Below are 25,748 nucleotides of genomic sequence, written 5' to 3'. Positions count from 1 at the left end.
TTTTCTTTGCCATATGAATATTTACGATAGCCGCCGATGGTCCGCCGCATCCTCAAGCTATACCTTCGTAAATATTCGGTCATGTGAATCAGTTTTTCACCGCCCGAGTCCACTTAATGTCTGTTGGTTGTGGTAGAGTTTGAAATCCACCCTCTCTCCTTGGCAACCTGTGGAAGGCATTGTGCTGGTACGAAACCTCGGCAACATCCTGGGTACTGACTGCATGTCCGACAGACCTGCCGTTATAGATTTATCCGACCTCGCATGCCCGGTTACCTATCGGTATCAGGACCTTCACCAGGCCGCCTCAGCATACGCGCGTCTTTTGCGAGCAAGACACTTTCCCCCAAAGACCACGATCGGTATCTTTGCCCTGAACTCATTCCACAACCTGGCGGCATACATGGGCATCATGCAAAGTGGTTTGGTAGCAGTCCCTGTCAATACCAAATTACCTGCGCATACGATCAAGTTCGTTTGCAAGGACGCACGGATTGAGCTGGCCTTCGCCGACAAGAAGTGCCGCAAAATTGTTCCACAGGGCATCGAACTGATCACTCTTCCACTGTCCGGTTACCAGGGTGATAGCCCGATATCTCTCGAAGACATCCATCGTCCGGAAACTGGGGAAACGGCTGTTATTCTCTACACATCCGGGTCGACAGGACGCCCCAAGGGCGTAGTACTCAGCCATAACAGTCAGTGGGCAATGATCAAGGGCACACAGCAGGCAAGTAATCAGTCACTCTTCTCCGGCCGCCGCGGAATTGTAGCCGCACCCATGTTCCATATGAATGCATTGATATTCATTACCTCTTTCCTGTCACAAGGCGGATCGATCGTCCTGCTGCCGAAATTCGACGCGGCTACATTTATCGAAGCCATTAGCCGCCACGAGGTCAACATGATCACCGGTGTGCCGACCATGATCGCTCTGATGGCTCGGGAGCGTAACCTACTGGCGCAGACGGACCTATCCACTGTCTCCCACATTTTTATCGGATCTTCTCCTGTCACGGACACGGTGATCTCACAAGCCCTTCAAATGATGCCCGATTCGGTCATTTTGAACAGCTATGGAACGACAGAAACGGGCGGGGGTCTGTTCGGCGCACATCCCGATGGTCTTCCTCGGCCAACACGCTCTGTTGGCTACCCTCTTCCACATATAGAGATTAGGCTGAGAGGTGAGTCTGAAAACACCGGTGTTCTAGAGATCAAGACCCCATCTGCGATGACAGAGTACCTGAACCTGCCTGAGCTTACTCAGGATAGAATACGAGATGGCTGGATTACAACCGGCGATGTGTTTGAAAGAGACTCGGACGGCTTTCTCTTTTTCATTGGCCGGGACGATGACATGTTCGTTTGCAATGGTGAGAATATCTATCCTAGTGAAATCGAGAAAGTGATTGAGCACCATACCGGGGTCGTTCAGACCTGTGTCGTACCCCTGGAACATGACATCCACGGAAGCATCCCTGTCGCATTTGTCGTTCTTAAAGATACTTCCAAACTCAATGAAAAAGATATCACGCAATATGTGCTTGAGAATGCTCCAGCATATATGCATCCACGCCATGTGTTCATCCTGGACACGCTCCCGCTCGCTGGCACGAACAAAATTGACCGGAACAGTCTTCTTCAGACGGCGCGAGACAGAGTCAAAAAATCATAGGCTTCGACCAGGGCTCTGACAAGGACTTCTTCCTCCTTCGCTATGTATCAATAACACCCTGTTATCTTCTACTACACTTGGTTCCGCAATATAGGAACCTTGTAGTCTGCATAAAATATGCGAAATTATAGAGGCCCGGCTCCGGGCAAAGCGAACAGTCGCGCATTGGCAACCCTGAAGACCATTGGACCTAATCTCATTCTCCATCTTCCATCTAACGCATGACTTTCTCCTTCTGCTCAACTGACCCTTGCCTTACAGACAAGGAGCTAGTGGAGCTATATGTCCCTCGCCCAATGGCGACCAGTTTTTCACATTCATTCACCACGTCCACATCGACAACACCCACTGATCGCCCGGCCTTGCGCACAGTCGCTACTGCACGGAGTGCGGTATTTTTTGCGGGCCGAAGATAGTCAGTGCGGAACGTTATTGTCGCCACAATGCTTCCCGTGACCGCCATCAACGCATAACAACCAGCGGTATCTATCAAGGAGGCGATTGGACCCCCGTGGATCTGTCCACTTCCAGGTAGGCGCTCGAATTCTGCACGTAGCGGCATAGTCAGAGTCAAAACCTGTTCTTCGTCGTTCCAACTCTCAATTTGAAAGCCCGAGAACGCGTTGAAAGGGCATTCATCTATGCTTGCCTGAAGAGTCTGTACCGTTCGTGATTCGTCTTTCATCAAAGTTTCCTTCAGAGCGTGACTACGATTTTTCCGAATACTTCACGGTCTTCCATTAAACGTTCCGCTTCCTGGATCTCTTCAAGTGGTAGAACTCTGTCGATTACCGGCACCAGCTTGCCCGCACTCGCATATTGAAGGAGATCCTCGAGATCCTTGCGCAGCCAGCCATCGCTTCCGATAATTTCATGTTCAAACGTCCAGATATAACGGACATCTACTTCTTCTTCATAACCTGCCGTGGCGCCGCAGGTAACCATGCGCCCTCCTTTGGTAATACAACGAATGGTTTCTTTCCAGGTCTTGCCTCCCGTGTAATTTACGGCAAGATCTACGCCACCACCGCCAAGGAATCCGGGTTTATCGACTATCGCCCAAACAGCCTTGCGCAAGTCTTCCGTCTTATAGTTGATCAAATGGTCCGCTCCGATTCCCTTCAGGCGGTCGAGCTTTTCGTTAGAACTGGCGCAGGCGATGACGTTGGCTCCCAGCATCTTTGCCAAGAGCACACAGCCGGTTCCTACGCCACCGCTGGCGCCAAGCACCAATACAGTCTCTCCTGCCGTGACTCGTCCCCTGGTAATCATCATACGATGTGCCGTTGCATAGGCAAGAGGCAGGGATGCGGCCACTTCGTAGCTAACCGTGTTCGGTAACCTGACCAACTGGGACGCATGAACGACACAATACTCCGCGCGTCCACCATCAAATTGCTCGCCGACAAACTTCCAATCCGTGCCCTCGCACGGATTGGGATCGACGAGAACACGGTCGCCTTGTTTCCATTGCTCGACACCCTCACCGACTTCGGCAATTTCACCCGCAATATCGGACCCGATGACTATGGGAAAGGGCAGCGAGATCCCGGGCATTCCGCGCCGACTGAATATATCGTGAAAATTAATAGACGTTGCCCGTACCCGAATTTTTACCCAGCCCGCTCTGGGCTGTGGTTCAGGATAGTTGGGTTCCAATTTGATCGCCTCGCGGCCACCATGGGAGTATACAACTGCAGCGCGCATTACATCATCCAGATTTTGTTGGAGGTCACGCAACAACAATATAGGAGTTGCGATTACTCGAATCTTCCAAGTCGATGAAAGATCTATGGGTAAATGAAAATCGTTTTTCGCCCTTTAGGCTAACCGGTAAAGCCGACCCGCCCAGTTCGCTAAAACTTCACATGACCGAGAGGCTCTTGTCTCTTCCAAGCCTTCGCTGGCAGACTGCACCCACGAGACACACTCAAAGGAGGCTCAGCTCAGCGCACCACCCCGCCTAAGGTCTCGGCACCCGAAACGGTGGCATCCCATCCGTCATATGAACCGGTTATCTCACGTCACTCGCAATTGGAAAGCCCTACTGGGCGAGGACGGCTAACCCCTTGCCTTTGATTGCCTTACCCGGAAAGACGCCTTCTTGAAGCGTTCCGTTCTCTACTACGACTACGCCGTTGACCAGTACATAGGGAAAGCCATCCGAGGGGACCATCGGATCTTTGTAAGTGGCGCGATCAATCACTCGCTTGGGGTCAATCAGGGTCAGATCCGCGTCTGCGCCCACTTTTACCCTACCCTTGTTTCTCATGGCGGGAGCATAGGACTCAAGGCGCTGCGCCGGGAGAATGGTCATCTTTCGCAAGGCAGCCATCATGGACATGGCCCCTTCCTCACGCACAAAGCGACCAAGCACGCGTGCATACGTGCCGGTTCCTCTGGGATGCTCATTGTTATTGCGGATGGTCATCCCGTCAGAGGCAATTATGACATCGGGATGATTAATCGCCATGCGCATCGCATCCTCCGGGACGAAATGAATAATGACGTTGGCAGGATCATCCGTCTCCATGGCGTGCTTGCGGTAGGCATGGAAGGTTTTTTCGGTGAGACGCTCACCCGTCGCCGTCCAGACTACATCACTGTAATCCACACCACCAAGGCGCTCCCTCCATCCTGCATCGAAAAGTGCGGAAATCAGAATCGTGCTACCAGCAGTATAGGGATAGGCTTCTGTGGTTACATCAACACCATGCGCCCGGGCTTCGTCAATCAGTTCCAGCGTAATGGCCGTATCTTGAATCGCGGAGCTTGGGAGATGGCAGATATGCAAACCCACTCCTGTCGCCGCTGCATTGGCAATCACTTCCTGCATCTGTTGAAGGTTCGATCCAGAAGCTGGATCACCCTCACGCCCGCGACGGGGGTGAACGAACACCGGAGCACCGTGCTTGGCCGCAAGCTGAAAGATTCTGTAGACCTCTTCCCTTCCGACAGCTGGCGTATACTCTATACCAAAACCAATGCCTATGGCGCCCTGCGCCAGCGAGGATTCCATGCTGGAAAGAATATTCTGACGATCGTCCTCCTCCGCCGAATGGTGGGCGGCCCTCACAAGAATGGGGCCAGGATTTTCCAGCATGTGCTCATCGGGATATAGAGCGTCCGCACGCCCCCAAATGTGAGAAACGGAATGGCCATAGTTGATCAAGGCCTTCCCTTCCCGTACATCATAGAAATGATCAACGGGATATTTTCCAATTTCAAGCTCAAGCGCCGTAGTGACCCCATCCTGGACCTGAAGGCTATTCTCCAGGTTGGTCTGGCCGTGGGCATGAAGGTCGATAAATCCAGGCGCTACAACAAGCCCTCTCGCATCGATCACCTTGCGACCCTTTAGGTCACTCTCTGTGATGGCGAGGATTGTCTGACCAGAAATGCCCACATTCGCAATCTTGTCAAAACCGGTTTCAGGATCCATCACCCGACCTCCACGGACCACGATGTCATAGGTCTGCGCGGTCGCGCCGTCTGTTCCAATAATCAAAATAACAAATGGCAGCAAGAAGGTACGAAGGAAGTAACCTGGTTTCATGGCATGGAATCGTGTAGTCATGTGAAGAACATCTCTCAAAGGTTTTCGTTTCGCGATGAGTTTCCGGTCAGCCGAATACGGGACCCATCAGGTTCCAGTAGTACAGCGACCAGGACACGGCAGCAACGGCGGCGACGGAAGCTGCGTATATCAGTTCTGCCAATGCTCCGGCGCTTCTGGCTCCTTGCGACCGCAGCCTCAACACAATCGAAAGTGCACCAAGCATGATCGCCAGGTAGGGCAGCCAGGCCACAAGTTTCAGTGAGGCTGGAATTCTTGAAGCAAGGAAGCCCACATCAAATCCTGAGAAGATCACAATGAAGCTAACCGCATAGAGAGCCTCCAATCCCAGGGCCGTCTGCAGAATCCCATAGGACCAGCGATGAGCAAGCGAGCTACTGCGATATCTCCCGGCAAGCCAGGGCGTTGCCAAAAGGCCCATGGCGATGACGAAACCGCCCACACTTAACATCAAACGATGGAAGGCCGTGGTCTCATACCACTTCAGTTTGTAGGCGGCGAAAATCGGCACTCCCTGATACATCCAGACAGTTCCCAGGTCTTCATCAGGCTCGAAAACCAGTGGGTCGCCATCGTCCACCCTTCTGAAATAGTCTGTGTCCTGTGCCTTATAGGCAGATATTTTCCCAGCACTTGAAACCGTTGCCTCTCCACTCTCAGCTACATTCACCTTTATGTCAGTACCGAACTTCAGAAACTTTTCAAACGTCGTCGCGTTATATTGGTTCAGGCGGTAAGTCCCACTATAGGTCTCCGCAAGTGCCAGGGGAACAGGTACCGCTTCTGCGGTGGGAACGTAGTCTTGAGCAAAGAACTCATTCACGACCGCCACAAGTAGTTGATCGCGCGGACCTGCCCCACCTGGCGTGTTGTAGGACACGAAAAGACCGAACTGCTCTTGTGGGATTAGTAGCATATCTGATTTGTAGAAGCTGGTAGTACCCTTGTGCTCAAGTGCCCTGACGCCCTTTATCCAGCGCTCGTAAATGCCGTGAGCCAACCCCGGCACACGAGGGTCATGACCAAAAATGCGAGACAGCATCTGATCGCCGGCATCTCCCGGCAGTATATCCACCTCTTCGAACTCGCCATCGTTCAAAAGTGCAATCATGAAGCGCGCCAGCTCATTAGCGGTGGTGGTCAACGCTCCTGCGGGTGCGACATTGTGAATGTATTCCATGGGAGCAATATGAAACTTTCCGCCAGCCTGATAGTAGGGCTTCATTAAGTGGTCACCAGCGCCAACCGGGACCGGTTCTTTGAAGGTTGCCTTGGGCATGCCCAGCGGATCGAGGATATTGCGACGGATATAAGTGTCGAAGGGCACTCCGGTAGCCCGTTCAACAATATATCCAGCAAGCGCAGAGCCATAGTTCGAGTACGCAGATACTTTGCCGGGTTTGTAAAGACGCTTGGGAATGTTGTTCTTCAGCGCTACCTCGAGACTGGTAAAGTCATCTGGCGAACCAACGACAATGAACTCGATAATTTCGTCTTCGAATCCCGGCGAATGAGTCATCAGGTGGCGTAGGGTTACAGGCTTGTCAAATGCTTTGGGTATTTTGAAAACCTCAAGATACCTGTTGACGTCAGCGTCGAGATCAACCATGCCCGCCTCAGCCAGCTGCAGCAGTGACACCCAGGTAAAAAGCTTCGAGATAGAACCCGGTCTAATCAGACTATGCTCCGGATCGGCAGAAATATTTTGCTCGAGGTCCGCGTGTCCGTATGCCCTTGCAAGAACGACGTTCCCCCTGTGAACGATCGAAATGACGGCGCCTACAAGAGGATTGCCCGCAAACTGTTGCGCCATCGCTCCATCGATAAAGTCGCCCAGCCTTTTCTCAATTGCGCTATCGGTCGGCGGCTCTATTCCTGGCGCTTGAACCTCCTCAGCCGATAAGGCTTCGAGAATCTTTAGCTCCGCGGCCACAGGAGGAAACGATGCCGTGGCGGCAACAATCAGGATAACCATGGCTGTAAGCGAAGCGAAGCGGTGCATACGTCATCCCCTTGGAGCTATTGATGTGATTGTTGTGCTGCCGCCGGCCCTTTGAGGATCTGCCCAGCAAGAACACCTGTATGGACACCACCCTCAGCCACGATCCGACCGTTGACGAGAACGTAATCGATACCTGTAGGATATGCCGTGGGGTGTTCCCAGCTAGCATTGTCCTTGATATCCTCATAGTCAAAGATGACCACATCGGCCCACAAGCCCTCTCGGATCACACCCCTATCGTGAAGGCCCATCCGCGACGCAGGCCAGGATGTCATCTTGCGGATCGCGTCTGGCAAGGTCAGCACACCGCGCTCCCTCACATACTCCGCAATAATGCGCGGAAATGTGCCATAGCTACGCGGGTGCGGGAGACCGAGCGCATCAACCCCGTTTGCATCAGCAGCCGCTGCGGCGTCGCTGCCGATGCTCACCCATGGAAATTGGAGACCGGTTTCGATATCCTCCTCACTCATCATGAAAAAGAGGGCGAGTGCTCGTTTGGGTAGTGCTTCAAGCGCGATATTCCAAGCGACATCGGCTGGATGTTCGCCAAGCTCCTCGGCGATATAAGCGATGGATTTGAAACGGAACCTGTCATACTTGGAATTGTAAGCGTTGGCCAGCATAACATTGTCCCAACCACCTGATGCGTGAACCAAATTTGACCAGTTGGCTTGCGGACCCGCCTCTATTTCCTTCTTGAGCTGCGTGCGAATCTCCGGATCCTTGAGACGCTCCAGTGCCTTTTCCAGGCCCTCGGCAAAGACCCAGGTTGGCGCAGTCACCTCGAGGCCGGTGCCCCCGGCCCTGTAGGGGTAAAGGTCAGCGGCGATATTGACACTTTGCCTCCGCGCCTCCTCGATCAGCTCTCCAGCCCGGGGCATTAGCTGGCCCCAGCCGGGCTTGTAGGCAGCTTTCAAGTGGAAGATCTCAACCGGAAGTTCGGCACGTTCACCAATCTCGATCGCCTCCTGGATGGCCTCCAGTAGGCTGCCACTTTCGTCCCTGATATGGCTCGCGTAGATCCCGCCATACTGAGCCGCAATTTTCGCAAGCTCAACGATTTCGTCCGTGCTCTGGAATGTCGCGGGCGGATAGATGAGAGCCGTGGTAATACCAAGCGCGCCCTGCTCCATAGCGGTGGCGACAAGGGCTTTCATCTGTTCCATCTGCTCCTCTGTAGGGGTCCCGGCAGCATCCCCCATCACGGCACGGCGCGCTTGTGTTGCGCTGTAATAGGTACCGAAATTCAGCGCAATGCCGTGGCTGGTCAGCTGATCGAAATATTGGTCAATCTCGCCTGCAGGAACGGGTGTCCCACCCTCCCCGGCAATAACGGTCGTGACCCCCATGAGGATCTTGTTTTCAGCGCGCCCGTTCTGACGAAGAACCCGGCCCGACTGATCCATCATGTCGATCCAGCCTGGGGAAACATACTTTCCCGTTGCATCGATTTCGTTGGTATTCGCCGCTTCAATCCTGCCAATTTTGGCGAATTTTCCATCCTTGATGCCAATGTCAGCCTCAACCCATGGGTTCCCGGCACCGTCGAGCACACGACCATTGCGAATGACCAGATCGTATTGGCTTTCCACCACCTTGGGCGTGTCTGCACGAGCCGAGTGAAGGACCACTACCGATAGTAACGCGGTAGTCATTGCAAAAAATCTGATGAGTTGCATGAACGAGGTGACTCCACTGTATTTGATGTTCTGGATAGCGCTCTTGTCTAGTGGTCGAAGGGGCAGCCGAGTGGGATCAGCGTATCCGGTAAAGTGTAAGGGAGGACAAGCAGTGTCGGATATTTTAGTTCAGTGAAAAACGTGCTTTATCTGAAGAATTCAGTCACGCCACTGGATGATAACAGGCAGAAAAGTGTCGCTCTTGAATCTCGGTCAGGGCGGGACGCATTACTCGGCATTCTTTTGTAACTCGACCGCAGCGGCCGGCGAAGGCACAACCGTGGGGAAGGTTCATGGGGCTCGGTAACTCTCCCGCTTCCTCCAGGGCTCTACGATGGCGTCCGGGTTCCATCTGCGGCACAGACCGAAGCAGTAATTCCGTGTACGGATGAGCGGGCGCGCTAAAGATACTCTTGACTGGACCCTTTTCCACAATCCGCCCAAGGTACATGACAGCCACTTCATCACTGATGTGCTCGACAACGCCCAGATCGTGCGCGATAAAGACATAAGTGAGACCGAGATCCTTTTGCAGATCGGAAAGTAGGTTCAGGACCTGCGCCTGTACCGATACGTCAAGGGCCGAGACCGCCTCATCGGCGACAATTATTTCAGGGTCGAGCGCCAAAGCGCGCGCAATACTGAGACGCTGGCGCTGCCCACCAGAGAACTCATGCGGGTAACGGGTAGCGGCTGACGATGGCAGCCCGACCCTGTCAAGAAGTTCCTTAATCCGGCGTTCAAGGACCGCACGTGTGGCAGGATTAAAGTTACGGATAGGTTCGGCCAGAATATTGCCAGCCTTCATCTTCGGGTTCAGCGACGCGTAAGGGTCCTGAAAAACCATCTGGAAATTCTTCCTCAAGGGCCGAAGGCTGGCTTCTGGCAGAGCGGAAATGTTCTTTCCACTAATCCATACTTCACCAACAGTAGGCTTCATGAGGCCGACCAACAAACGCCCGAGCGTACTTTTCCCACAGCCACTCTCGCCAACGATTCCCAAGGTCTCGCCCTTGCGAACCTCGAGGCTGACTTCGCTGACAGCATGTAGCCTCTGTGCTGCCCGGCCGAGAAAGCCAGGTTTCACAACGAAATTTTTGCTCAGGCCACGGGTTTTCAGAATAACCGGTTTAGGTGTCAAATCTGGCCTCCCAGCAAGCCACATGTCGTGTGGCTGACGAATCACTTGTAATCTCGGGCTCCTTGATCCTGCACCGATCAGTCATTAGGGGGCAGCGGTCTGCAAAGGCACAACCGGAGACGACCTGACCTATCGACGGTACCATACCCGGAATTTCCGTTAAACGCTGGCTACCTCGCTTGTCAAGCGCGCCCCGTAATCGCGGCGCCGCTTTGAGCAAAGCCGATGTATAGGGGTGGCGAGGCGAGTCGAATATCTCCTCAGCCGGCGCTTCTTCAACAATCCGGCCGGCATACATGACCGCCACCCGATCACACGTCTCCGCAACCACAGCCAGGTCATGGGTAATTATGATGATGGACATTCCCATGCGTTCCCTGAGCTCAACCAACAGATCAAGAATTTGGGCCTGGATGGTTACATCCAGCGCAGTCGTAGGTTCATCCGCAATCAGGAGATCCGGCGAACAGGATAGGGCCATGGCGATCATCACGCGCTGCCGCATACCGCCTGAGAGCTGATGCGGATATTCACGGAAGCGCCTTTGTGGATCCGGAATCCGTACCTGTGCCAACAGGTCCGTCGCCTCAGACCGCGCCGCCTTGCGTGAAATCCGTTTATGCTCCCTCAACACCTCAACAATCTGCGACCCAATTGTAAGCACGGGATTCAGCGAAGTCATAGGCTCTTGGAAGACAACAGCTATTCGGTTGCCCCGAACCTTGCGAAGCTGCTGCTCGCTGAGAGTCAGAAGGTCTGTGCCCTTGAAAATAGCCTGGCCACCGGTGACCCGGGCACCTCGCCCAAGCAGACCGAGCGTACTCATGGCCGTAATACTTTTGCCACAGCCGCTTTCCCCCACGACACCGAGAATTTCGCCCGGATGTACTTTGTAAGAAACGCCCCTTATGGCAGGCACAATCTCTCCATCTGTCGTTTCAAAACCGGCAACAAGGTCGCGGATATCAAGTATGGGGGTGGTGGATATATGCGCGTCGATCTCTACTTCCTCCCAGTCATTCTAGGGTCCAGCACATCTCGCAGGAAGTCACCCAGAACATTGATGGACAGTACCACCGCAGCCAGCAACAGGCTTGGATAAAGCACAAGGCCAAACGAGACTTGAACGAACGTCCGTCCCTGCGCAATCATGTTGCCCCAACTGGGGACTTCCGGCGGAATACCCGCCCCGAGGAAACCCAGGTAGGCCTCGAGAAGAATCGCCGATGCTGCAACGAAAGTCGCCTGAACGAGGAGCGGCGCCGCGATATTGGGCAATATATGCCGCCATAGCAAAGGAAAGAAGCGGGTGCCAACAGTCACCGCTGCCTCGATATATAGCATGTTCCGCACACCCAGGGTCGCGGCACGCGCAAGGCGCGTCATCCGGGGAATTTCGGTTATGGTGATGGCAAAGACGACTGTCAGCAGGCTCGCTTCCATCACCGTCATCAGCGCTATGGCAAGCAGGATGCCCGGTATCGCCATAAGACCATCCATGATCCGCATCAATACCCCATCCAGCCAGCGCACATAGCCGGCCATCACGCCAAGAAAGATTCCTAGCAGAGAGGTCGCGATGGCCACCAGAAACGCAACAGACAGTGAGACACGACCACCATGCAGGATCCGCGAAAACGTATCGCGACCGAAATTGTCGGTTCCGAGAAGATAGTGTTCGGAAGGGTGCATGAAACGGTCCAAAGGATGCATTTCAAGTGGGTCAAAGGGTGCAATACAGCCAGAAAGCAGGGTCAGGACCGCCGTAATTAGCAGAACCAGAGCCGCGCAACTGGGCACGGCCCACCGAAAATAGCGACGCAGTCTGGGGCGTTTCCGCTGCACGTCAAATAGATGCGTGTTTTGAACAGCACCGGTCATTTACGAATCCTCGGATCCAGCAGGACGTATCCGATGTCAATCGCGAGATTGATCATCAGATAAAGCACTGAAAAGAAAAGAATCGTGCCCTGAATTACTGGATAGTCGCGCTGCAACATGCTGTCCACAACAAGCCGACCCAGGCCCGGGATAGCAAACACGCTCTCTGTCACAACAACACCGCCAAGAAGAAGTGTCAGACCAACGCCAATCGTTGTAATGATAGGACCGCCGGCATTTCTCAAGGCATGCACGAAAAGTACCCGCGCACCGCTGAGCCCCTTTGCACGAGCAGTGCGAATATAATCCTGGTCAAGCACTTCCAGCATGGTTGACCGGGTCATACGTGCCAATAACGCCACATAAACAAGCCCCAGAGATACTGCAGGTAAAACAAGGTGATGCAGGAAGGGGCCAATACCTTCGGACAAAGCGCGATAGCCGTGAACCGGAAAGAGCTCTGTCTTCACAGAAAATTCATAAATCAGAAAGTACCCGATAAGGAATACAGGGACCGAGAACGCGAGAACCGCGAATACAGACAGGAGCCGATCAATGATCGATCCTGCATACCAGGCAGCGGCAACACCGAGTGGGACGGCGGTCATGACCGAAAACACGACCACTGTCAGCGCAAGGGCTATTGTCGGCTCAAGTCGCTGAGCTATTAGAGTAGTCACCTGTTCACCGGAAAACACCGAGCGCCCAAGGTCGCCTGCCATCACCCGCTCGGACCAGAGCAAGAATTGCGACCATATCGGCCGATCCAGACCAAGGCTTGCACGGATACGCTCCAAATCCTCTCCGGTCGCCATATCCCCGCCGATCAAGAGCGCGGGATCCCCCGGCGTCAACCTCAGCAGCAGAAACACAAATAACGCAACAAAGCCTATGACCGGAATGGTCGCGAGGATCCGATAAAAAACGGAAGATAAAATACCTCCAGTCATAATTATATAATCACTACTTGGATGAATTTCCCATGAATCGGCGATGAACATATTTCACATATTCATCGCTGTCAATTCAGTTTTCCCCTTTCTATAAACTTAAATCCAGCAATCATTATTTCAACGTTTTAAGTATTCTTAACGCCATACACTTCGATTAAGTTAACTGAATCTCTAGATGTATTTCAATCACACAAGAGGTTAGATATTCCAAATTATATTGATACGAAGTCGCCCAAATGATCCGAAGCATATTATTTCCTAAAGACACTCTAAAACCGTGTATTGCCTCCATTTGGTTCGTTGCCACTGCTATCGGTCTTGCTGTTGCATCAGGCACAGCCCAAGGACAAACACTGTACGCAGCGCTGTCCACAGAACTGAAGATTCTGGACCCGGTCTACACGACTGCAAGTATCACCCGTAACCACGGGTTCATGATCTACGACCAGTTGTTCGGTATCGACCTTGACGGACAACCGCGCCCCCAGATGGTCGAGACCCATACGGTGCGAGATGATGGGTTGGTCCACAGCTTTACTCTTCGTGATGGGTTGCGCTTCCATGACGGGCAACCAGTGCGCGCTACGGATGTCATAGCCTCCATTAGACGTTGGGGCGAGCGGGATTCGACGGGGAAGTTGCTTTTGCGTGTAACAGAAAAGTTAGAAGCGGTTGCGCCCAATGCCTTCCGGATCAAGCTGTCCGAGCCTTTCGGTATGCTTAGATTTGCTTTGGGCAAACCAAGTGGCAGCGCCCTCTTCATCATGCCTGAAAGAGTAGCAAATACGCCTGCATCTGAACCCATCACCGACATGACGGGTTCCGGACCGTTCATTTTCAAGCGTGATGAGTGGCGCCAGGGATACAAGGTCGTCTACGAGAAAAACAGGCACTATATCCCTCGCGATGAGCCAGCCGATGGCCTCGCCGGTGGCAAAGTAGTGAAAGTGGATCGCGTGGAATGGGTCACCATCCCGGATCCAAACATAACCGTTGCTGCCCTAGCCAATGGCGAAGTGGATTTTGTTGAATCTCCAAGCGTGGATCTTATCCCGGTTCTTGAACGCAGCCCCAATGTGGAGCTGTATGTGATAAACGTTAGAGGCCAGAGCGGTTGGCTGCGCCCCAATCACCTGGCAGAGCCATTTGATCACCCTGCCGCGCGCCAGGCCCTTCTATATATCATTGATCAGGAAGAAATTCTGCGCGCCCTTGGCATCCCAAAAGAAGATGCGTGGCCACATTGTGCAAGCTATTTCATATGCCCACTCCCCGTACGACACGAGCACGGAGCGCATCTGGGCTTCACACCGGACCTCAACAAAGCACGTGCCCTCCTTGAAGAGGCCGGTTACAACGGCGGGCCGGTCAACATCCTGCAGCCAACAGATATTCTGACCACCAGCCAGGCCAGTCTGGTAATTGTTCACCAGTTGCGAAAGGCAGGGATCAACGCACGAGCTGTTCCTATGGATTGGGGCACTCTGGTCGCGCGGCGAGCCAAGAAACCCTCCGAGGATAGTGAGCCCTGGCATCTTTTCCCGACGATCGCGACATCGCTTGATGCGGGTAACCCTCTTACCAATTTCTATATTTCAACGCCTTGTCCGAATTCCATACCCGGATGGCCCTGTGACGAGAAACTCGAATCCCTGCGCCAGGAATGGATACGGATTACAGACCCCGCCAGGAAACATCTGTTGGAAGAACACATCACATCCAGAGCAAGACTTGTCGTCCCTTATGTGAACTGGGGGCAGTGGCAGGCCAGAACCGCCTATAACAAGGTTCTCAAGGGCGTTCAGCCGTCGCTGGTGCCTGTATTCTGGAACATAGAAAAGAAGGAGTCATAATTGCGTATTTTCATAGCAGGATTATCGGTAGAGACGATAACGTTTTCCACATTTCCAACTAGCCTGCATAGCTTTGAGGTCAATGGACTGCATCGTGGAGATGGGACCATCGTATCAAATCACACAAGTCTCTCCGCGCCAAGGCAATGGCGGGACCTTGCTGAAGAAGCGGGGCATGAGGTGATCGAGAGTATCATGGCGTTCGCTCAGAGCGCGGGCACAGTTGTCCGACCAGCCTATGAAGACTTGCGTGAACGAATTCTTGAAGACCTCAAGAACGCAGGTCCGGTGGACGTAGTTCTCTATTATATGCACGGTGCCATGGCCGCTGATGGTTATCAGGATTGTGAAGGTGACCTTGCAACACGGACGAGAGACCTTGTGGGCAACGATGTAGTTATTGGTATGGAGCTGGATCTTCACGCCCATCTGACGCGGCAGATGATCGACAATCTCACAGCTATCGTCACCTACAAGGAATACCCGCATATCGATCAGGTACCGCGGGCGCTGGAGTTATACAAAATCTGCCTCGATGCCGCAGCCGGACTGATCCGCCCGATCAGTGCCGCCTATGACCTGCGCATGATAGGTCTATGGCGGACAAGCCAGCAGCCTATGCGCGACTTCGTCGATAACCTTCAGTCCCTTGAGGGCAAAGACGGCATCATTTCCCTGTCGCTTGTGCACGCCAATCCATGGCTTGACGTTGAGAATATCGGTGCGCGCATGCTTGTTATCGCTGACGGTGATCGGGACCTTGCTGAGAAGACAGCCCGCACGCTCGGCGAAAAATTCTGGGAGATGCGCAACGCCACCGGGACGAGCTATCTCGATATCGACCAGGCGTTTGATGCCGGTCTGTCGGAAGACCACGGGCCCGTGATTCTTGCCGATGTGGCGGATAACCCGGGAGGGGGAGCGCCCTGCGATTCAACCTTTGTCCTGGAGCGAGCACTGGAACGGGGAATCACCGGCATTGCGATTGGCTGCCTGTGGGATCCGGTCGCTGTTGAAATAGTAATGGATGCGGGTGTTGGCGCCACAGTCCCTATCAGAATAGGTGGGAAGTGCGGTCCCACCTCAGGCCGACCGGTGGACATGCGCGTCACGGTCAGGGCCATCATGAAAGATCATTGGCAGACCGGCCTGTCCGGTCCGGAGACTATGGCACCGCTCGGGAACGCTGTCTGGGTGACTGAAAACGGTATTGATCTGGTACTCATTTCACGACGCTCACAGACAGTCGACACGAATGCGTTCGAACGGCTCGGTCTCGAACTTTCCAAATGCCGTATGGTTGTCGTGAAATCAACGCAACATTTTCATGCATCATTCTCAAAAATAAGTGACAAAATTATCTACGTGACCACCCCAGGCACCATCCAGCCTGACTTTGAGAACATCCCTTACCAAAATAACAGAGCGCCATTTTGGCCCAAGGTCGATAAACCTGTTCGGAGTATTCTGCAATGAGTCATCCACAGCACCAAGTCTATGGACTCCACAAGAACTTCCCAATTTGTCGGGCCGCAAAGGCCGGAAACTTCCTTTTCTGCTCCGGCCAGGTTCCCATGTCTGACGATGGAGAGTTGCTCCAGGGCGACATCCAAAGCGAAACGCGCTTCGTACTCGATGCATTGGGGCAGACTCTACGCGAGGCTGGGATGTCCTATGGCAACGTGGTCAAGGCCAATATTTTTATAGCAAACGTAAGCGACTTCGCGGCGTTCAACGCGGTTTATTCTGAATATTTCCCACATAGTCCGCCGGCCCGGTCTGCGATTCGAAGCGATCTTTTGGTGGACGCTCGCATAGAAATCGAGCTTACCGCGTACTCGGAGGCTGGAGGTGAGTCAGATATATGAGGACTGTCGGAATCGTAGGCACAGGCGTTATTGGGAGCAGTTGGGCGTCCTGGTTTCTTGCCAGGGGACTCAACGTTCGAGCGACTGATCCGGCGCCGGGAGCCGAGGAAGCTTTTATCAATCGGGCCATGACTACGCTTCAGTGGCTGGAGGACGCGGGACTGGCCGAGCCTCGAACCGGAACTGCTACCTTTCACGACTCTCTTGAAGACTGCCTGGATGGAGTTGATTTCGTTCAGGAAAACGCACTCGAGGACGAGGCCTTCAAGATTGATCTCTTGAAGCGGATTGACGCTCTATTGGCTCCTGAGGTGATCATCGCCACCAGCACCTCGGCCTTGATGCCGTCGCGGCTTCAGTCGGGCTGCGAGCATCCGGGACGGGTCATAGTTGCTCACCCCTTTAACCCTCCACACCTGTTGCCGCTAGTGGAAATAGTCGGCGGTGCGCAGACCGACAAGATAACAATCGAAACAGCCATGGATTTCTACAAATCCATCGGCAAACGTCCTGTACACGTACGTAAGGAGGTCCCGGGACATATCGCAAATCGCCTCACGTCCGCGCTTTGGCGTGAAGCTCTCGATCTCGTCATAACTGGTGTTGCCATGCCCGAGGACATCGACGAAGCCGTCAGGAGCGGCCCGGGGCCGCGCATGGCCTGTATGGGGCCCTTCACTATTTATCATCTGGCAGGAGGTCCGGGCGGTTTCCGACACTACCTTGCGCATCTCGGCAAGGGCCAGGAGTACCGCTGGAGCAACTTGGCAGATCGCACCAGTCTTACGGAGAGAGACCGGCAAATGTTGATTCCCATGGTCGATTCCATGGTCGCTCAATATGGCGACGACCTGGAGGTAAATCGGGATAAGGTGTTGAAAGCGATATTGGATATCGCGGAGACGCTGAGACCCCAACCATCAATTACAGGGAGTTCAAACCAGTCATGAGTAGTTTAGATCAAGGTCTCCTGTCTGCAGATCTCAACGGTATGACCGCGATCATTACCGGCGGCGCTTCGGGAATCGGATTGGCAACCGTCGAACGATTTGCATCCCTTGGGGCTCGGGTGGCACTCAATCACCTGCCTGATGATCCAACAGCGGTTGAGGAAATCGAAAGGCTACGTACTGAAGGATTAGATGTGATCGGCGCTCCAGGCGATGTCAGCAAGGCCGGTCTTGCGGAGGAGATGGTCTGCACTGCCATCGCTGAACTCGGCCGACTGGATATACTGGTCAACAACGCCGGGACGCCGGCAACCCAGCGACCCATACCTTTTCATGATCTCGATAGTCTTGATGAAGATCGGTGGGAGAAAATTCTCCAGACCAATCTGATGGGCACCTTTCGCTGCGCCCATGCGGCCGCCAATGCGCTTAGAACAAGCAATGGAGCCATCGTCAATGTCGCGTCTATTGCAGGCATTGGTGGAAGTGCCAGCAGTATCGCCTATGCCGCCAGCAAGGCAGGGATCGTCAACATGACGCGAAATCTGGCAAAAGGTCTTGCACCCATGGTTCGCGTCAACGCAGTAGCACCAGGGTTCGTGCTTTCTCCATGGAGTGCCGACTGGTCTGATGAGCAACGTAGAAATACCATCGCAGCGACCTGGCTTGGGCGCGGGGCGGCGCCATCCGAAATCGCCGAAGCCATACTATTTCTCTCTGCAGGGCCGAAATTCGTGAATGCACACACCCTCGTCATAGACGGCGGGCGCTAACGTAAATACAGGAGTCAAAATGTCTATCAAGAAGACTGACAAATCGTTGTTCAGGATGCCAACCGCATTCGGTCCAATGCCAGGCCCCCGCCAAACGCCAGATGGGCAACGCCATGACTGGTCCAACTCGACGCGTACTGTTGTAACCCTTCCCATGCTAGTAGAGCCCGATCTACTTGTGAAGCTTCTGCCAGCGCCCTTCGAACTCGCGGGGAACCCGCTTCTAGTGGTCGAATGGCAGTTTCTGCGCAATCTTCCCTGGCTGGCGGGGCGCGGTTATAACATAGTCGCAGTGAAACTGCCTGCACGGCACAAAGGCAAGGAAAAAGTAACTTATGGTTACTTCATGGCCGTGCTTTGGGAAAACATGGCAGATCCCATAATCAGTGGGCGGGAGGAACTCGGTTTCGCCAAACTTTACGCCGACATTCCGGACACCGATCTGACCCTGCCCAATATCTCCCTCTATGCCGCCTGGGACGGTTTCAGCTTCGCACACATGCAACTGACTGGACTGAAGACGGAAAACGTACCCGCAATACCGGACGGACTTCCCCGAAACGAAGGAACAATGCATCTCAAATCGTTCCCGCGGACCGGCGAATGGGGGGAATTGGACGTGGCCTATCCCACTCTAACGCCGCCGGCACCGGATCCGGGCAGGGTTGAGGAGGCAAAGATCGGATCGGGAAAACTCAGTTTCCACTGTGCCTCATTTCAGGAACTACCGACGCTATTTCACATCGTAAATGGTTTAGCCGGTATTACGATCCGTGAATTTCTTCCTGCAACTCTTATTCGTAGCAAAGGTGGATATGACCTATATGGCCAGCGTCGGCTGGACTGACCTACTCGTATGAAACAACGCCTTGAGAGAGGGAGCAAACCCTCCCTCCAATTTTTTATCCGCTCCTCTGCTTCTATTCCGCAGGGGCGTAGCCTACAAGTCCCTTGACTTCCAGATACTCGGCCAGACCGAACTCGGCATATTCTCTACCGTTTCCAGATTGTTTGTAACCGCCAAAAGGAGACCCCGCGTCAAAAGGCGGATAGTTGATCTGCACACTGCCCGCACGCATCCGGCGGGCCACGTTGCGCGCGCGCTTCAGGTTGCTCGACTGCACATATGCTGCAAGACCATAGTTCGAGCTATTGGCCAGGCTGATGACCTCCTCCTCATTGTCGTAGCTCAGGATCGAGAGTACCGGGCCAAAGATTTCCTCTTGTGCTATGGTCATGTCCGACGTTACTCTGGCAAATATGGTGGGCTGTGCGAAATATCCTTGCTCAAGGCCCTCGGGCCGTCCTGGACCACCGCTAACCAACTCGGCCCCTTCATCGCAACCACGTTTAATCATGGCCTGAACCTTTTGGTAATGGACGTCGCTAACAAGCGGGCCCAACTCCACCATTTCATTTGTCGGATCGCCTACCGTGATCTGCTCCGCCGCCTTTTGGGCGATCTTTATGACATCCGATAGCTGCGAGCGGTGAACATACATACGGGTTGGAGCAGTACAGGTCTGGCCAGCATTCCGGTAGCAGCCATGCAGACCTCTTGTAACCGCAGTCTTGAGGTCTGCATCCGGCAAAATAATGTTGGCGGACTTGCCGCCAAGCTCCTGATGCACCCGTTTGACGGTATTGGCGGCGGACTTCGCAATGAGAACTCCCGCTCGAGTGGACCCGGTAAAGGACACCATGTCAATATCGGGATGCGATGAGATTGCCTCACCAACGATTGCGCCCTCGCCCTGCACCATATTGAAAACGCCTTCGGGAACTCCGGCCTGGTCGAATATTCGGGCAAGTATTATGGCATTCAAGGGAGCAACCTCGCTGGGCTTCAATACCATTGTGCATCCTGCTGCCAGGGCCGGAACCACCTTGCACATGATCTGGTTGATTGGCCAGTTCCACGGCGTGATCAACCCACATACGCCAATCGCCTCCTCAACGATCAGGCTCGAACCCTTGGCATACTCAAATTCATAACTGCGCAGAACCTCTATCATTTTACGAAGATGCGCCATGCCAAGAGGCACCTGGGCTTGTCGTGCAAAGGAAATCGGGGCCCCCATTTCACTTGTCAGTGTCTGTGCCAGCTCCTCGACATGTTCCTGGTATGCTTCCAGAATTCGCTCCAGAAGTCGCACTCTCTGCTCAGGAGACGTTGCAGAGTAATTACTGAATGCACGACGCGCGGCCTTGACTGCCCTATCGATATCTTCTTCTGCCCCCAGCGCAACATCCGCTATAGAATTCTCGGTTGCAGGGTTTACAACCTGTATCTGTGTCGTACCGACCGGATCAACCCACTTTCCGTCAATATAAAACAACTTAGTAAAGTCCACTTAGCTCTCCCTACAAAAAAATGATCCACCGAAGGGTTCTGAACCCCTACGGTGGATCAATCTCAGAGCACACCCCCTGAGAACAAGTTCTGTCCTGCCTAGAAATTGAACCTGATACCTGCTGTAAAGCGGCGACCGATTACGTCATAAAGTATGCCGTTGGTCGCGCGCGGCACGAAGAACGATGTCGGGACAAGGGGCGGATCTTCATCAAGCAGATTGTTGACGGTTGCGAAAACCTGTAGCCGTGATTCGCCATCGTCATTCTGAAGAATATCGTAGGCCAGGGTAGTATCGAGATAGACCACGCTTGGAACATCATTGTCGTCAATGTCTGTCTCATCGAAGGTACTGTCGTATTTCCCGCCGCCGATATACCTTCCCTGCAGGAAATAGGTAAGTGGACCGTTCGAGTACGTCACGCTCGCCGTTCCACGCCATTGAGGCAGTCCCCCGCCTATTTCCTGGGAAAGGCTCCCAACTCGATCCTCAACTACATTGCCATCGTCGAAAATCAGTTCGTCGACATAGGTAGTTACCAAACGAAACGAGATGCTACCATTGCCTGCACCACCAATCAGATCCGACATCTGGACCGTGTATCCCAATTCCAGATCAAAGCCCGACGTCTTCTGGCTCGCGAGATTGTAGTTCGTTTGGAGCAATGACACGAGTGAACCGCTCTCGTCACGGGTCAGGAACTGACAGAGGTCCGTCGCCCCCTCGAAACAACGGTTGATAGTCGACTGAATTCCGAGCTGGGCAATAGCTCCTCCGAGATCTATGTCATAGTAGTCGAATGATGCCTGGAAACCTTCGAGCCACCGAGGCTCGTATACCACGCCCAGGGTGTGGGTGTCGGCCTCCTCGGGATCAAGGTCGACGTTACCCTGGGTAAATCGGCGGATAGTGACGCTTTCCTGATTGAATGGATCAAACACCGTCGCAAACAGCATACCACCGGGACTGAAAAGCTCGTTCATATTGGGCGCACGGATATCCCGCGACACCGTGCCGCGGAAGCGCAGTTCGTCATTTAATTGGTAGTTCAGGCCTGCCTTCCAAGTCGTTGCGGTGCCGCTAAGACTATAGTCGGTCACCCGCCCTGCAAGGTTGAGGTCAATGCCTTTCGCAAAAGGCTTGTCTGCGAGAAGCGGCACTATCGTCTCAACAAAAACCTCCTTGACATCACGGGAGCCGGTAAGACCCTTGTAATTTCCGATCAAGAACGCATTCTCAAGGGACAACTCATCCGCGGTCGCCACGATATCCTCTTCCCGATACTCTATACCGGCTGCAACGCTGACCGCGCCAGCCCAGTTATCGAACGCTTCGCCTTGGACGCTCAAAGCTGCCACATGCTGCTCAAATCGCACAGCGCGGCTTGCCGTTCCGAGAATGTAATCACGCGCCGCGTCGGTTGCGGCGTTGGGACCGAAAACGTTCAGAGGCACACAGCCATTGCTGGGGTCGATCAGCGTCGACCGGCAGACGACCTGCCCATTGTTCGGATCTATCACAGAATCCTGCGCCAAGGACCATCTGGCCACGTTCGGGTTATTGAAGAGATCCGTGTTGTTCTTGGTCTTGCCATACTCATAATAGGCATCCCATGACCAATTGTCTCCGATCTTACCGCGTACCCCGCCAGCAATCCGGTAGGTTTCTGCCCAGGTGTCAGTGGCCATCGCCCCGAGATCGGTGTAAAGACGCCCCATCGTAAAGGACGGGATACCTTGATCCATCATCGTTTGCCGGATGCTGTCTGGCAGGTACGCATTGTCAGCGGTGATCACAAGAGATCCAAAGTTCCATGGCTCCAGGATGGCGTTCTCGCTACCACTCTTGCCCCAGGACCCTTCAACGAAACCCGTGACGTTTTGTGTAATATCATATTCGAATCGGGAGAAGGCCGCATGCTGTTCGACCGGCTGATAGGTCGAGGTATCAGCACCAAGATTGACGCCATCGCCACCAATCATGAACAAGCCAGACGGGGTACCAAGTTCACGCGACATGGGAACGCCGCCCTCACCAAACTGAGTGCCAGCCAACGGGCCACTGGTGATGAAACCACCGCGCGTCGAAGGCAGAATTTTGACATTTGATGCGGTAATGAACTGGGGTTCCCCCTCCATCCCGAAGTTCGGATTCTGAACCAACTGCCATTCATCTCGTGCCCAGGATCTTGATTTCTGATCAACCACCCCCTTGGTCTCAAAGAGTTCAGCCCCTACCATGATACGGGCGCGATCATTTGCAAACGAGCCACCCCACCCAAGAGAGGCCTTGTACTCTTCAGCATCTCCAACCTCTGATTGCCCGGTCTGAATCGATCCCTCGAACCCGTCCATGTCGGATTTAAGAATCACGTTTACGACACCTGTCACGGCATCAGAGCCCCATGCGGCAGAAGCACCGCCGGTTACCACTTCAACGCGTTCGACCAGGGCAGACGGAAAGAGATTCAAATCCACCAGGTTTCCGTCCGTGGTTGGCACCACGCGGCGACCATCAAGCAGAACCAGGGTGCGGTTCGGTCCAAAACCTCGCAGATCCATAAAATTCGCGCCAACGATGTTGGCGTTCAGTGTATTAGCTGCGGGCGAGCGTGAAGCAAAAAACTGAGGAGATTCGTTCAACACGTCTCCGAGTGAAGTCTCCGCGCGCGCATCGAGGAAATCTCGGTTAAACACCGTGGTGGGTGTCGGGGCCGAGAACCCGCTACGTTGAATACGGCTGGCGGTGATGGAGATTTCCTCAAGAACATTCTTTTCCGCCTGTTTCTCCGCTGCTATGGTCGGCAGAGAAGATGTTGCTGCAGCCACTGCGGCGGAGAGCGCGATTACGCTCGTAGACAACCCAGAGGTGTTTTCCAGTCGTGATTTTTTTACGTGACCGTATCGACGCATTGTGTGCCCCCATTTCTGTAGTAAGGATTATGGTGGAGGCAGTATTCTCTATTTATTTCTATGTTGTCTTATGCGTAGTATTGAATAAATAACCCTAGACTTTGAAACGCAGGCGACCCCCTTCATACCTCACCTTGGGGGATACGTGCAGGGACCGCTTTGATAGATTGCAAGGATGGCCCCGAGCGCGTTTAATCCAGCTTCGCCAGTCACTGGAGGATCCTGATCGTGAAGCAGTGCGGCGACACATGCCTCAATCTGTGTCGCAAAATGACCAAAAGCCGGCCGGCCTTCCAGGGAAATCTGCCGTGGCCCATTTTCATCATTCAGAAATAGGGCATTCGTGTACTGGAATATCCTGAGCGAGCCGGCGTCACCATATACGGAAATTGATCCAGGCTCGTTCTGCCAGTGTCCTGCTTCGCCAATACTTCCATCGGCAAGCCATCCCTGTCCGTTACTGAACATTCCCTCATTTGGAACTGCAGTACTGAACGTTGCAGCGCAATAGACAAGATGGCCGACGGCCCCACAAGGAAAGACCATGGTCATATACTCCGGTATCGGGGCTGCTCCAGAAATTTGCCCCTGACCCTCAACTTTCTCAATCTCCTCACCGACAAACCAGGAAAATATATCGACAAGATGGATTCCGTGATCCATCAATCCCATACCTGCGCCGCCTGGCCCACCCAACGGATAATGTGCAGGACTAAGTTGTCGATAACCCGGAAGACCGTTACCACCCGCCAGCTGTTCCGTTAGCAACTGAACGTTCCCGATTGCACCCGATCTTATAAGGTCATAGGCCTTGCGTATTGCCGGTAGATACCTATAGGAAGAACCGTAGAAAAACTTCACATCTTCCTTCCGGCAAGTCTCCAACATAGCCACGGCATCGTCCAGAGTCGTGGCAAGCGGTTTTTCGCACAACACGTTCACGCCCTGCCTTGCCGACTCCTCAACTATTTCGCGATGGGTAGCAGCCGGGGTTAAAACAAGCACGAGATCAATGCCACCTGCTTGTAGCAGGTCTTGATAACTGGCATAAGGTTTGGCTCGAAAACTCGTTGAGACCTCCTCGAGAACAGATTGGTCCCTATCGCAAACTGATACCAGCTTTACACACCCCAAAGAAGCGATCGCCTGCAGGTGGAGTTGCCCTACTCCCCCGAGTCCAATCACGCCAACAGTAATTCTGTGCCCCGTCACGATCAGTCCGGCCTATGGACCGATACCCAGCATCCGCCGCGCTTCCGCGGGGGTCGCAACCTCATGACCGAGGTACTCTATGATCGTTTTCGCACGCTCTACAAGTTGACCGTTGGTGGCAAACACGCCCCGACTCAGATACAGATTATCTTCCAGCCCGACACGCACATTACCACCCAGCAGCACAGATTGAGCGACCATCGGCATCTGCATGCGCGCAATACCAAATGCAGCCCAGATGGCATCCGGGGGCAGCAGGCCTTTCATATAGAGCAGAGTTTCCGGCGTCGCTGGCAGCCCCCAGAGGGTCCCCATTACAATCTGGTACATGGGGGGCGACTCGAACAGACCCTCCTTGAACATCTGATTGGCCAAGAGAACGTCACCTGGGGCAAAAACCTCGATCTCCGGCTTTACACCAAGCTCTTGGAAACGGCGGGCCATCTTGCGAAGCGTAAACTCGGTATTTAGATAAACATACTGCGTATCGCCGTCCTGCTGGTTCTGTGTTGTCACATCTAGTGAGCAGATGTCAGGTCGGATCAATTCAATGTGTCTTACCCGCTCATCCGCACTGGCTATATCCGACCCCGGACCCGCGCGACTCTCATCTTCCGGGTCAGGACGCAGGATCCCTCCCCCTCCGCATGTTACGTTCATGACCGCCTTTACGCCGTTTTCGCGAACGCGGGTGGCCATGTCGTAGAACAAATCCGGATCCCGACTACCATCACCTGTCACAGGATCTCGCACATGGAGGTGAACACAGGATGCCCCTGCCTCCTCTGCCTCCAGAGCAGCGTCTGCGATCTCCTGCGGTGTTACAGGAAAATTGGGATGCGCTCTGTTGTACTTGTTCTCGCCAACAACGGCACATGTAAGAATAACTTTACGACTCATGTTTCCTCACTT

At 53.7% G+C, this 25,748-nt stretch carries 20 protein-coding genes; 7 read left to right on the top strand and 13 right to left on the bottom strand.

Features of this window, described 5'->3' with window-relative positions; genetic code table 11:
• The first annotated feature begins 181 nt into the window (after positions 1-181).
• A complete protein-coding gene (locus RLO07_RS12585) occupies positions 182-1,678 on the top strand; it encodes a class I adenylate-forming enzyme family protein (RefSeq protein ID WP_462292485.1) in 1,497 nt (498 codons plus the stop codon).
• A 214-nt stretch (positions 1,679-1,892) separates the two neighbouring features.
• Here RLO07_RS12585 and RLO07_RS12580 read toward each other — a convergent pair whose 3' ends face one another.
• The 9 genes from RLO07_RS12580 to RLO07_RS12540 form a co-directional block, all read right to left on the bottom strand.
• Positions 1,893-2,363: a PaaI family thioesterase gene (locus tag RLO07_RS12580; protein WP_350131717.1), complete on the bottom strand. Its 471-nt coding sequence runs from the start codon at positions 2,361-2,363 to the stop codon at positions 1,893-1,895.
• Between the two features lie 11 nt (positions 2,364-2,374).
• Positions 2,375-3,385: a zinc-binding dehydrogenase gene (locus RLO07_RS12575; RefSeq protein WP_350131720.1), complete on the bottom strand. Its 1,011-nt coding sequence runs from the start codon at positions 3,383-3,385 to the stop codon at positions 2,375-2,377.
• A 337-nt stretch (positions 3,386-3,722) separates the two neighbouring features.
• A complete protein-coding gene (locus RLO07_RS12570; protein ID WP_462292484.1) occupies positions 3,723-5,255 on the bottom strand; it encodes an amidohydrolase family protein in 1,533 nt (510 codons plus the stop codon).
• A 46-nt stretch (positions 5,256-5,301) separates the two neighbouring features.
• Positions 5,302-7,257, bottom strand: coding sequence for a serine hydrolase domain-containing protein (locus RLO07_RS12565; RefSeq protein WP_350131877.1), 1,956 nt, complete (start codon positions 7,255-7,257; stop codon positions 5,302-5,304).
• Between the two features lie 17 nt (positions 7,258-7,274).
• The gene (locus RLO07_RS12560) at positions 7,275-8,939 is read right to left on the bottom strand and encodes an N-acyl-D-amino-acid deacylase family protein (RefSeq protein ID WP_350131880.1); all 1,665 of its coding nucleotides are present in this window, start codon (positions 8,937-8,939) and stop codon (positions 7,275-7,277) included.
• A gap of 163 nt (positions 8,940-9,102) precedes the next feature.
• Positions 9,103-10,080 carry an ABC transporter ATP-binding protein gene (locus RLO07_RS12555; protein ID WP_350131883.1) on the bottom strand — a complete coding sequence of 326 codons (978 nt, stop codon included), beginning with the start codon at positions 10,078-10,080 and terminating at the stop codon, positions 9,103-9,105.
• Positions 10,070-10,999 carry an ABC transporter ATP-binding protein gene (locus RLO07_RS12550; RefSeq protein ID WP_350131886.1) on the bottom strand — a complete coding sequence of 310 codons (930 nt, stop codon included), beginning with the start codon at positions 10,997-10,999 and terminating at the stop codon, positions 10,070-10,072. The genes RLO07_RS12555 and RLO07_RS12550 overlap by 11 nt, the downstream gene beginning before the upstream one ends.
• 83 nt (positions 11,000-11,082) lie before the next feature.
• Positions 11,083-11,961, bottom strand: a complete 879-nt coding sequence (locus RLO07_RS12545; protein ID WP_462292483.1) for an ABC transporter permease — start codon at positions 11,959-11,961, stop codon at positions 11,083-11,085.
• Positions 11,958-12,962: an ABC transporter permease gene (locus RLO07_RS12540; protein WP_350131892.1), complete on the bottom strand. Its 1,005-nt coding sequence runs from the start codon at positions 12,960-12,962 to the stop codon at positions 11,958-11,960. Before RLO07_RS12540 ends, RLO07_RS12545 begins: the two co-directional genes overlap by 4 nt.
• Positions 12,963-13,150: 188 nt before the next feature.
• Between RLO07_RS12540 and RLO07_RS12535 the strand changes: the two genes are divergently transcribed.
• The 6 genes from RLO07_RS12535 to RLO07_RS12510 are packed head-to-tail and all read left to right on the top strand — an operon-like array spanning position 13,151 to position 19,205.
• Positions 13,151-14,767 (top strand): ABC transporter substrate-binding protein, encoded by a 1,617-nt coding sequence (locus RLO07_RS12535; RefSeq protein WP_350131988.1) that lies wholly within the window; start codon positions 13,151-13,153, stop codon positions 14,765-14,767.
• Positions 14,768-16,243 carry a M81 family metallopeptidase gene (locus RLO07_RS12530; protein WP_350131985.1) on the top strand — a complete coding sequence of 492 codons (1,476 nt, stop codon included), beginning with the start codon at positions 14,768-14,770 and terminating at the stop codon, positions 16,241-16,243. It begins immediately after the preceding gene.
• Positions 16,240-16,635, top strand: coding sequence for a RidA family protein (locus RLO07_RS12525; protein WP_350131982.1), 396 nt, complete (start codon positions 16,240-16,242; stop codon positions 16,633-16,635). The genes RLO07_RS12530 and RLO07_RS12525 overlap by 4 nt, the downstream gene beginning before the upstream one ends.
• Positions 16,632-17,585 carry a 3-hydroxyacyl-CoA dehydrogenase NAD-binding domain-containing protein gene (locus tag RLO07_RS12520; RefSeq protein ID WP_350131979.1) on the top strand — a complete coding sequence of 318 codons (954 nt, stop codon included), beginning with the start codon at positions 16,632-16,634 and terminating at the stop codon, positions 17,583-17,585. Before RLO07_RS12525 ends, RLO07_RS12520 begins: the two co-directional genes overlap by 4 nt.
• Positions 17,582-18,358, top strand: a complete 777-nt coding sequence (locus RLO07_RS12515) for an SDR family NAD(P)-dependent oxidoreductase (RefSeq protein ID WP_462292482.1) — start codon at positions 17,582-17,584, stop codon at positions 18,356-18,358. The genes RLO07_RS12520 and RLO07_RS12515 overlap by 4 nt, the downstream gene beginning before the upstream one ends.
• Positions 18,359-18,377: 19 nt before the next feature.
• Positions 18,378-19,205 carry an acetoacetate decarboxylase family protein gene (locus RLO07_RS12510; RefSeq protein WP_350131790.1) on the top strand — a complete coding sequence of 276 codons (828 nt, stop codon included), beginning with the start codon at positions 18,378-18,380 and terminating at the stop codon, positions 19,203-19,205.
• A gap of 73 nt (positions 19,206-19,278) precedes the next feature.
• Here the strand turns inward: RLO07_RS12510 and RLO07_RS12505 are convergent, their stop codons facing one another.
• From RLO07_RS12505 to RLO07_RS12490, 4 genes are all read right to left on the bottom strand, one after another.
• Complete coding sequence (locus RLO07_RS12505) at positions 19,279-20,712, bottom strand: aldehyde dehydrogenase family protein (RefSeq protein ID WP_350131793.1); 1,434 nt, start codon at positions 20,710-20,712, stop codon at positions 19,279-19,281.
• 98 nt (positions 20,713-20,810) lie between these two features.
• Entirely contained in the window at positions 20,811-23,624 is a 2,814-nt protein-coding gene (locus tag RLO07_RS12500; RefSeq protein WP_350131795.1) for a TonB-dependent receptor plug domain-containing protein, read from the bottom strand.
• A gap of 129 nt (positions 23,625-23,753) precedes the next feature.
• On the bottom strand, positions 23,754-24,836 hold the full coding sequence (locus RLO07_RS12495) for a Gfo/Idh/MocA family protein (RefSeq protein WP_350131798.1): 1,083 nt from the start codon (positions 24,834-24,836) through the stop codon (positions 23,754-23,756).
• A 12-nt stretch (positions 24,837-24,848) separates the two neighbouring features.
• Positions 24,849-25,736, bottom strand: coding sequence for a beta-keto acid cleavage family enzyme (locus RLO07_RS12490; RefSeq protein WP_350131801.1), 888 nt, complete (start codon positions 25,734-25,736; stop codon positions 24,849-24,851).
• Positions 25,737-25,748: the final 12 nt, after the last annotated feature.

This window comes from Haliea sp. (assembly GCF_040221975.1).
GTDB lineage: Bacteria > Pseudomonadota > Gammaproteobacteria > Pseudomonadales > Halieaceae > Haliea.
The sequence above is the reverse complement of the archived record's forward strand: the minus strand, read 5'-3'. Positions and strand labels throughout refer to the sequence as shown.